The sequence below is a fragment of the Geobacillus jurassicus NBRC 107829 genome (assembly GCF_001544315.1).
Lineage (GTDB): Bacteria > Bacillota > Bacilli > Bacillales > Anoxybacillaceae > Geobacillus > Geobacillus jurassicus.
In genome coordinates this window covers 1-9,137 of the sequence record NZ_BCQG01000085.1, presented here as the reverse complement: position 1 = coordinate 9,137, position 9,137 = coordinate 1, and the positions used below count along the sequence as shown (strand labels likewise).

The window sequence follows — 9,137 nt, the reverse complement described above, 5'->3', positions numbered from 1 at the left end:
CGGGGAGCTTTTTTCCATTGTGATTTTTGTAAAAATTGAGGTAAAATAAAACAGAGTCATCATCATCTTTTATGAGCATCGTCCACTATCAGGATAGGAATAGGGGGAATCAACGGTGGCATTGACAGGTACGGACCGCGTCAAACGCGGCATGGCGGAAATGCAAAAAGGCGGCGTCATCATGGACGTCGTGAACGCAGAACAAGCGAAAATCGCTGAAGCGGCAGGGGCTGTCGCGGTCATGGCGCTCGAGCGCGTCCCGGCGGATATTCGCGCCGCTGGCGGTGTCGCGCGCATGGCCGACCCGACGGTGATCGAAGAAGTGATGAACGCCGTCTCGATCCCGGTCATGGCGAAAGTGCGGATCGGCCATTATGTCGAGGCGCGCGTCTTAGAGGCGCTTGGCGTCGACTACATTGACGAAAGCGAAGTATTAACGCCGGCTGATGAAGAATTCCATATTGACAAACGGCAGTTTACCGTTCCATTTGTGTGCGGCTGCCGTGACTTAGGGGAAGCGGCGCGCCGCATTGCCGAAGGGGCGTCGATGCTGCGGACGAAAGGGGAGCCGGGGACAGGCAACATCGTCGAGGCGGTGCGCCATATGCGCAAAGTTAACGCGCAAATCCGTAAAGTCGTCAACATGAGCGAAGATGAGCTTGTCGCTGAGGCGAAACAACTCGGGGCTCCGGTTGAAGTGCTGCGCGAGATTAAGCGGCTTGGCCGCCTTCCGGTCGTCAACTTTGCCGCCGGCGGTGTCGCGACACCGGCTGACGCGGCTTTGATGATGCACTTGGGCGCGGACGGCGTCTTTGTTGGGTCGGGCATTTTCAAATCGGAAAACCCGGAAAAATACGCGCGTGCGATCGTAGAGGCGACGACCCATTACGAAGACTATGAACTGATCGCCCACTTGTCGAAAGGATTGGGCGGCGCGATGCGCGGCATCGATGTTGCGACATTGCTGCCGGAGCACCGGATGCAAGAACGCGGCTGGTAAGCTAAACAAAGGAGCAAAGCAACGATGAAAATAGGTGTACTTGGACTGCAAGGAGCTGTGCGGGAGCACGTCCGCGCCATTGAGGCGTGCGGCGCCGAAGCGGTTGTCGTGAAGAAGCCGGAGCAGCTCGAAGGATTGGACGGGCTTGTGCTGCCGGGCGGTGAAAGCACAACGATGCGGCGCCTCATCGACCGCTATGGGTTGATGGAGCCGCTCAAGCAATTTGCCGCCGCTGGCAAGCCGATGTTCGGCACGTGCGCCGGGCTCATTTTGCTGGCGAAGCGGATTGTCGGCTATGACGAGCCGCATTTAGGATTGATGGACATTACAGTCGAGAGAAACTCGTTCGGCCGGCAGCGGGAGAGCTTCGAAGCCGAGCTGTCGATCAAAGGCGTCGGCGATGGATTTGTCGGTGTCTTCATCCGCGCCCCACATATTGTGGAAGTGGGGGACGGGGTCGATGTCCTGGCGACATACAACGGCCGCATTGTCGCCGCTCGACAAGGCCAGTTTCTCGGCTGTTCGTTCCATCCGGAGCTGACAGACGACCATCGATTGATGCACTACTTCCTGGCCATAGTCAAAGAGGCGAAAATGGCGTCGAGCGCCAAGTAGATAAAGCAAATGGACAAATGCAACTGGAAGGTTTAACAGATTTCCGAAAGAAGTCTTCCACTTCAAGCGCGTGAAGGGCACAGCCCAGTGATCATCGGCCGCCGTTGCCGGCATGAGTTTCACGCGGGATTGCTCTCGTCCCTTTTTGGGACGGGGGCTTTCTTTTATGTATAATAAAAGGCGAAGGAGGTAGAACACGGTGCTGGATATCAAAATATTGCGCAATCAGTTTCAAGAAGTGAAGGAAAAATTGCTGCAGCGCGGCGGGGATTTGGCGAACATCGACCGCTTTGAACAGCTGGACAAAGAACGGCGCCGCTTGATTGCGGAAGTCGAAGAGCTGAAAAGCCAACGGAACGATGTGTCTCAGCAAATCGCCGTTTTAAAGCGCGAGAAAAAAGACGCCGAGCCGCTCATTATTCAAATGCGCGAGGTCGGCGACCGCATTAAACAGATGGACGAGCAAATTCGAAAGATTGAAGAGGAGCTCGACGACTTGTTATTGTCGATTCCGAACGTGCCGCATGAGTCGGTGCCGATCGGCCAATCGGAAGAGGACAATGTTGAAGTGCGGAGATGGGGGGAGCCGCGTTCGTTTTCGTTTGAACCAAAGCCGCACTGGGAAATCGCTGATCAGCTCGGTTTGCTCGATTTCGAGCGGGCCGCCAAAGTGGCGGGAAGCCGGTTTGTGTTTTATAAAGGATTGGGCGCCCGGTTGGAGCGGGCATTAATTAACTTTATGCTTGACATTCATCTCGATGAGTTCGGCTACCAGGAAGTGTTGCCGCCATATTTAGTGAACCGCGCGAGCATGATCGGAACTGGACAGTTGCCAAAGTTCGCCGAGGATGCGTTCCATTTGGACAGCGAAGATTATTTTCTCATTCCGACCGCGGAAGTGCCGGTGACGAACTTGCACCGCGACGAAATTTTGGCTGCCGATGACTTGCCGCTTTACTATGCAGCCTACAGCGCCTGCTTCCGCGCTGAAGCCGGGTCGGCCGGCCGCGACACGAGAGGGTTGATCCGCCAGCATCAGTTCAACAAAGTGGAGCTCGTCAAGTTCGTCAAACCAGAAGACTCGTATGACGAATTGGAAAAATTGACGCGCCAAGCGGAGACGATTTTGCAGCGGCTGGGCCTTCCGTATCGCGTTGTCGCTTTGTGCACGGGCGACCTCGGATTCTCGGCGGCGAAAACGTACGACATTGAAGTTTGGCTGCCCAGCTATGGAACATACCGGGAAATTTCGTCATGCAGCAACTTTGAGGCATTCCAGGCGCGCCGCGCTAACATCCGCTTCCGTCGTGAACCGAAAGCAAAGCCAGAATACGTGCATACGTTAAACGGTTCGGGGCTGGCCATCGGACGGACGGTCGCCGCCATTTTGGAAAACTACCAGCAAGAAGACGGCTCGGTCATCATTCCGGAGGCGCTTCGTCCGTATATGGGGAATCGCGATATCATTCGCTGAAGAAAAACTGTAGAAGGCCGGTGATGTCACGGGAAAGCGCTCGAGCGAGGAGCTTTTGCGAATGGATCGACAACTCTTCCGCGCGTTCATGACCAACTGTTTTTGAAGAAAACGTATTTTTTCAACAGCCTTTCAGACCAATCGTTGGTTGACTTTTCCCGACCACCGTGTTATAGTGAATGACGTTGGCAATGGGGGACAAGAAATCTTGTTCTCGGCCAAAACGATGACGAAGAAAACTGACGCGCATAAGAGGAGATTGTCATTTGAAACGGCTGACCGCCAAACGCCGTTTCCCATCATAAAAAACCCGCCCTTGATCGGCGGGTTTTTTTACGCGTACGCCCGATATGGGTGCGGCGCTATAGGGTGAAAGTCCCGAACGGGGGTTGGCGAGTGAGTTAGCCGGTTCCCTCCTACTCGAGCTTTATTTTTTTACAACCGTAAATTGATCCGTGATCAGCAACCAGTTCTGCGGGAAGTCAAGCCCAAGCTTCCAATAGCTGACCCCGCGCAAGCCCAGCTCTTTGACAAGATTAAATTTGGCCTGAATGGAGCGGGCGTCTTCAAACCAGACTTCGTGCTCACGGCCGTTTTCGTCGCGATAGCGGAAATGCGGCGCCTGCGCTTCCATATCGTATTCGATGGCGACGTTATACTTTGCAGCGATGGCGATGGCTTGCTGCGGGCTGATGGCCTGTGCGTACGGGCCACCGGGGACATACGGCAGCGTCCAGTCGTAGCCGTACAAGTTTTGTCCCATCAAAATTTTCTCGGGCGGCATTTCAGAGATGGCGTACTCGAGAACGCGGCGAACCGGGCCGATCGGGGACACCGGCATCGGCGGACCGCCGCTGTAGCCCCATTCATACGTCATAATGACGACAAAGTCGACAATTTGCCCATGGGCGCGATAGTCGTGCGCCTCATACCAGCGTCCGCGCTGGATCGCGCTCGTTTTCGGCGCCAGGGCGGTCGACATCATCCACCCTTCCCGTTCGAACCGCCGTTTCGCTTTGCGCAAAAATGCGCTGTACGCCTCACGGTCTTCCGGACGCAAATATTCGAAATCGAAGTGGATGTCGCGGAAGCCGTACCGTCTGGCGGTTGCGACAATGTTGTCGAGCAGGCGATTTTGCAGCGTTCCGTTTGTTAAAATGAGCGCGCCGAGCTCGTCGCTGAACCGCCCGTTTTCAATGTTGGCGACCACCATAACGAGCGTGACGCGGTTGGCGCGGGCGATGGCCGGAAAATCGTCAAGCGGCGGCCCTTGTAATGTCGCGTCGCGCCGGATGGCAAAATAAAAGGGGCTTAAATACGTTAAATACGGGGCAGCTTCGCGGGCGCTCGCCTCCAGCGCCGGACTGACGGTCGCGCCGCGCGGCTCGATATAGGCGTTAAACTCCGCTCTCCGCTTGGCGCCGGGCGGGATATAAAGCCGCTGACCGACTCGAAGCGGGGCGTTCAACGAGAGGCGGTTCACTTCGGCGAGCTGTTGCATCGGAATCGAAAATCGGCGTGCAATCGACCATAATGTGTCGCCGCGCTGCACCCAGTAAAAACGGCCGACGATCGGGATCACGAGCGCCTGGCCGACAACGAGTTTATTAGGATTTGGAAGCTTGTTGGCCCGGACAATTTCTTCCACCGTCGTGCCGTATGCCTCCGCGATCCCGCGTAACGTTTGTCCGCTCTGCACCACGTGGATTTGCATACTTGACCTCCTAAGTTGCGTCTTCATTCTCCATATTCTATGATGAAAAGGAAGGAGAAATGATCGTTTGCGTGAAGGGGTATACGATGAGCAACGATGAGTACTACATGCGATTGGCGATAGAAGAAGCGAAAAAAGCGGAGCAAATCGGCGAAGTGCCGATCGGTGCTGTCATCGTTCAGAACGGCCGCGTCATCGCCCGCGCCCATAATTTGAGGGAAACTGAGCAGCGCGCCATCGCTCATGCCGAAATTTTGGCGATCGATGAAGCGTGTCGGGTGACCGGTTCGTGGCGGCTTGAGGGAGCGACGTTGTATGTGACGCTTGAGCCGTGCGCTATGTGCGCAGGGGCCATCGTTCTTTCTCGCATCGAGCGGGTCGTGTTCGGCGCGTTTGACCCGAAGGGAGGGTGCGCGGGGACGTTGATGAACTTATTGCAAGAAAGCCGATTTAACCATCAGGCTGAGGTGGCAAACGGTGTGCTCGCTGACGAGTGCGGTTCGCTGTTGAGCCAATTTTTTCGGCGATTGCGCGAACAAAAGAGAAATGTTGGCGAAAGTGCCAACGAAAATCCCGCCGATTGACATTGCATTTTTTCTGCAAACGAGCTATACTGATAGTGCCGTGCTAAGCGGGGAGGTAGCGGTGCCCTGTACTCGCAATCCGCTCTAGCGAGGCTGAATTCCTTCTCGAGGTTAGTCTGTTGCGAGGCCTGTCTCAAGCAAGTGGTGTTGACGTCTGGGTCCCGCGCAATGGGATTCCGTGAACCCTGTCAGGTCCGGAAGGAAGCAGCAGTAAGCGGATGCTCCCATGTGCCGCGGGGGTGCCTGGGCTGAGCTAACTGCTTGAGCAACGCTCGGGGCAGCTAATCGACAGAAGGTGCACGGCCTTACATAACACAAAAAAAAGAAACGAAGCCCACTCGTTATGAGTGGGTTTTTTGTTATTTTAAATTAAGATCGGAAGTTATATAATAGATGAGACGAGAGGAAGAGGAGGGCCGTTTTCCGTGGCATACCAAGCGTTATATCGCGTGTTTCGGCCGCAGCGCTTTGCAGACATGGTCGGCCAGGAACACGTCACCAAGACGTTGCAAAGCGCCCTACTTCAACATAAAATATCGCACGCCTACTTATTTTCTGGCCCGCGTGGAACTGGGAAAACGAGCGCAGCGAAAATTTTCGCCAAGGCGGTCAATTGCGAACAGGCGCCGGCGGCGGAGCCGTGCAACGAATGTCCGGCTTGCCTCGGCATTACGAACGGAACGGTTCCCGATGTGCTGGAAATTGACGCCGCTTCCAACAACCGCGTCGATGAAATCCGCGACATCCGCGAAAAGGTGAAGTTTGCACCGACGTCGGTCCGCTACAAAGTGTATATCATTGACGAAGTGCACATGCTGTCGATCGGCGCGTTTAACGCGTTGCTGAAAACGCTTGAGGAGCCGCCGAAACACGTCATTTTTATTTTGGCCACGACCGAGCCGCACAAAATTCCAGCAACGATCATTTCCCGCTGCCAACGGTTCGATTTTCGCCGCATCCCGCTTTCAGCGATCGTTTCACGGCTGAAGTATGTGGCCAACGCCCAAGGTGTCGAGGCGTCTGATGAGGCATTGTCTGCCATCGCCCGCGCCGCGGATGGAGGGATGCGCGATGCGCTCAGCTTGCTTGACCAAGCCATTTCATTCAGCGATGGAAAGCTTGAGCTCGATGACGTGCTGGCGATGACCGGCGCTGTGTCATTTGCTGCTTTATCGAGTTTCATCGACGCCATCCAACGTAAAGATGCAGCGGCGGTTCTTCAGCAGTTGGAAGCGATGATGGCCCAAGGGAAAGATCCGAATCGTTTGATTGAAGACTTAATTTTGTATTATCGTGACTTATTGCTGTACAAAACTGCTCCACATGTGGAAGGAGCGATTCAAATCGCTGTTGTTGACGAGGCGTTCACTTCACTGTCGGAAACGATTCCGGTTTCCGATTTATACGAGGCCATCGAATTGCTGAACAAAAGCCAGCAAGAGATGAAATGGACCAACCATCCGCGCCTTTTGTTGGAAGTGGCGCTTGTCAAGCTTTGCCATCCATCAGCTGCCGCCCCGCCGTTGTCGGCTTCCGAGCTTGAGCCGTTGATCAAGCGGATTGAGATATTGGAGGCTGAACTGCGACGCCTGAAGGAGCAGCCATCCGTTTCCTCATCGGCTGCGGCTCCGGCGAAAAAACCGGCCAAAACGGTGAAAACCGGGGGGTATAAAGCGCCAGTCGGCCGCATTTACGAGCTGTTGAAACAGGCGACGCATGAAGATTTGGCTTTGGTGAAAGGCCGCTGGGCGGATGTGCTTGATACGTTGAAACGGCAGCATAAAGTGTCGCATGCCGCCTTGCTGCAGGAAAGTGAGCCGGTCGCAGCGAGCGCCTCAGCGTTTGTGTTAAAATTCAAATACGAAATCCATTGCAAAATGGCGACCGATCCCACAAGCTCGGTCAAAGAAAATGTCGAAGCGATTTTGTTTGAGCTGACAAACCGGCGCTTTGAAATGGTGGCCATCCCGGAAGAAGAATGGGGAAAAATAAGGGAAGAGTTCATCCGCAACAAGGACGCAAAGGCGGAAAAAAGCGAGGAAGAGCCGTTGATCGCCGAAGCGAAGCGGCTGTTTGGCGAAGAATTGATCGAAATTAAAGAATAAATCGTCTAAAGGAGGATTGCCAATATGATGCGTGGCGGAATGGGCAATATGCAAAAAATGTTAAAGCAAATGCAAAAAATGCAAAAAGAAATGCAAAAAGCGCAGGAAGAACTGGCAGAAAAAACGGTGGAAGGCACAGCAGGCGGCGGCATGGTGACCGTTGTCGCCAACGGTCATAAACAAGTTTTGGAGGTCAAAATTAAAGAAGAAGTCGTCGACCCAGACGATATTGAAATGCTGCAAGATTTGATTTTGGCGGCGACAAACGATGCGTTGAAAAAAGCGGACGAGCTGGCCAATGAAATGATGGGGCAGTTTACGAAAGGGCTTAATATTCCAGGGTTGTTCTAGGGGGAAATTATGCATTATCCAGAACCACTATCGAAGTTGATCGACAGCTTTATGAAACTGCCGGGCATCGGCCCAAAAACGGCCGCCCGTCTTGCGTTTCATGTGTTGGCGATGAAAGAAGATACCGTGTTGGAGTTTGCCAAAGCGCTTGTTGACGTGAAGCGGCATATTCATTATTGCACGATTTGTGGGCATATTACGGATACAGACCCTTGTTACATCTGCAAGGACGAGCGGCGCGACCGAACGACGATTTGCGTCGTTCAGGATCCGAAAGATGTCATCGCCATGGAAAGAATGAAAGAATACAACGGCCTGTATCATGTGTTGCACGGTGCCATCTCGCCGATGGAAGGCATCGGTCCGGAAGATATTAAAATCGCCGAGCTGCTGGCACGATTGCGGGACGAAACGATCCAGGAAGTGATTTTGGCGACTGATCCGAACATTGAAGGGGAAGCAACGGCGATGTACATCTCGCGCCTGTTGAAGCCGACCGGGATCAAAGTCACCCGCATCGCCCACGGCTTGCCGGTCGGCGGCGACTTGGAATATGCGGATGAAGTGACGCTATCAAAAGCGTTGGAAGGGCGCCGCGAGTTATAGAGAGAAAGAAGGTGGGGATCGGTTTGTTATGGTGGCGAAAGGGGAAGCTAAAGAGACAATTTGATGAAAAATTAATGGTTGAGCTGCAAAAAGCAAGAGCTGAGTGGTTTGAACAAAAACAGATCATCGAAAAAAGCGTCGACCCGTCGCCGGAGGTGCTCAGTGCGTTGCAACTGGCGGAGGCCAAATATTTTTTCCTTCTCCGCGAAGCGAAGCACCGCCGCATCACGCTGAAGGAAGTGCGTTAACTTCCTTCATTTTTTTGTTCTTTTTTCCCCCGTTGCTCATACGTTGGTAGTACAAGCATGCAAAAAAGGGGGTTCAAACGTTGGAGCCGAAAGTCGTCATTACCGTGTTGCTGGCGCTGATCGCTGTGTTGCTTATCGTCGGCGCCCGCCTTAAGGCGCTTCGTTTTGTCGGCTATGCAGCCATTCGTCTGATCGTCGGGGCGCTCGCGTTGTTTGTCATCAACGCCATCGGCGGACAATTTAGCATTCATATTCCAATTAACCTTGTTACCTCAATCATTTGTGGATTTCTTGGCCTCCCCGGAGCGGCAGCGTTAATCGTGATTGACCAGTATATTTTGTAGGCATCATATTCTAAGATGCCTTTTATTTTTTGTTTAATAAGGTATTGACTTTCATATGACAATAGATTATATTGATAAACGTCGCTGTTGATTAAG

At 53.6% G+C, this 9,137-nt stretch carries 10 protein-coding genes and 1 other RNA gene; 10 read left to right on the top strand and 1 reads right to left on the bottom strand.

Annotated elements, in window-relative coordinates; genetic code table 11:
- Positions 1 to 115: 115 nt before the first annotated feature.
- From pdxS to serS, 3 genes are all read left to right on the top strand, one after another.
- Positions 116 to 1,000 (top strand): pyridoxal 5'-phosphate synthase lyase subunit PdxS, encoded by an 885-nt coding sequence (gene pdxS / locus GJ1_RS16645; RefSeq protein ID WP_031406382.1) that lies wholly within the window; start codon positions 116 to 118, stop codon positions 998 to 1,000.
- Positions 1,001 to 1,024: 24 nt separating this feature from the next.
- Entirely contained in the window at positions 1,025 to 1,615 is a 591-nt protein-coding gene (pdxT, locus tag GJ1_RS16640; protein WP_066234858.1) for a pyridoxal 5'-phosphate synthase glutaminase subunit PdxT, read from the top strand.
- 199 nt (positions 1,616 to 1,814) lie between these two features.
- On the top strand, positions 1,815 to 3,089 hold the full coding sequence (gene serS / locus GJ1_RS16635; protein ID WP_066234856.1) for a serine--tRNA ligase: 1,275 nt from the start codon (positions 1,815 to 1,817) through the stop codon (positions 3,087 to 3,089).
- 427 nt (positions 3,090 to 3,516) lie between these two features.
- Here the strand turns inward: serS and GJ1_RS16630 are convergent, their stop codons facing one another.
- Positions 3,517 to 4,803, bottom strand: coding sequence for a glycoside hydrolase family 18 protein (locus GJ1_RS16630; RefSeq protein ID WP_066234853.1), 1,287 nt, complete (start codon positions 4,801 to 4,803; stop codon positions 3,517 to 3,519).
- Positions 4,804 to 4,889: 86 nt separating this feature from the next.
- On the opposite strand from GJ1_RS16630, the gene tadA reads away from it, so the two are divergent.
- The 7 genes from tadA (at position 4,890) to GJ1_RS16595 (ending at position 9,041) form a co-directional block, all read left to right on the top strand.
- Positions 4,890 to 5,387, top strand: coding sequence for a tRNA adenosine(34) deaminase TadA (gene tadA, locus GJ1_RS16625; protein WP_066234860.1), 498 nt, complete (start codon positions 4,890 to 4,892; stop codon positions 5,385 to 5,387).
- Positions 5,388 to 5,425: 38 nt separating this feature from the next.
- Positions 5,426 to 5,690: signal recognition particle sRNA large type (gene ffs, locus GJ1_RS16620), an RNA gene on the top strand.
- A gap of 122 nt (positions 5,691 to 5,812) precedes the next feature.
- Positions 5,813 to 7,492 (top strand): DNA polymerase III subunit gamma/tau, encoded by a 1,680-nt coding sequence (dnaX, locus tag GJ1_RS16615; protein ID WP_066234850.1) that lies wholly within the window; start codon positions 5,813 to 5,815, stop codon positions 7,490 to 7,492.
- Between the two features lie 27 nt (positions 7,493 to 7,519).
- Entirely contained in the window at positions 7,520 to 7,843 is a 324-nt protein-coding gene (locus tag GJ1_RS16610; protein WP_373278047.1) for a YbaB/EbfC family nucleoid-associated protein, read from the top strand.
- A gap of 9 nt (positions 7,844 to 7,852) precedes the next feature.
- Positions 7,853 to 8,449 (top strand): recombination mediator RecR, encoded by a 597-nt coding sequence (gene recR, locus GJ1_RS16605; protein WP_066234844.1) that lies wholly within the window; start codon positions 7,853 to 7,855, stop codon positions 8,447 to 8,449.
- Between the two features lie 23 nt (positions 8,450 to 8,472).
- Positions 8,473 to 8,697 carry a YaaL family protein gene (locus GJ1_RS16600; RefSeq protein WP_066234842.1) on the top strand — a complete coding sequence of 75 codons (225 nt, stop codon included), beginning with the start codon at positions 8,473 to 8,475 and terminating at the stop codon, positions 8,695 to 8,697.
- 80 nt (positions 8,698 to 8,777) lie between these two features.
- Complete coding sequence (locus tag GJ1_RS16595; protein WP_066234840.1) at positions 8,778 to 9,041, top strand: pro-sigmaK processing inhibitor BofA family protein; 264 nt, start codon at positions 8,778 to 8,780, stop codon at positions 9,039 to 9,041.
- Positions 9,042 to 9,137 lie beyond the last annotated feature (96 nt).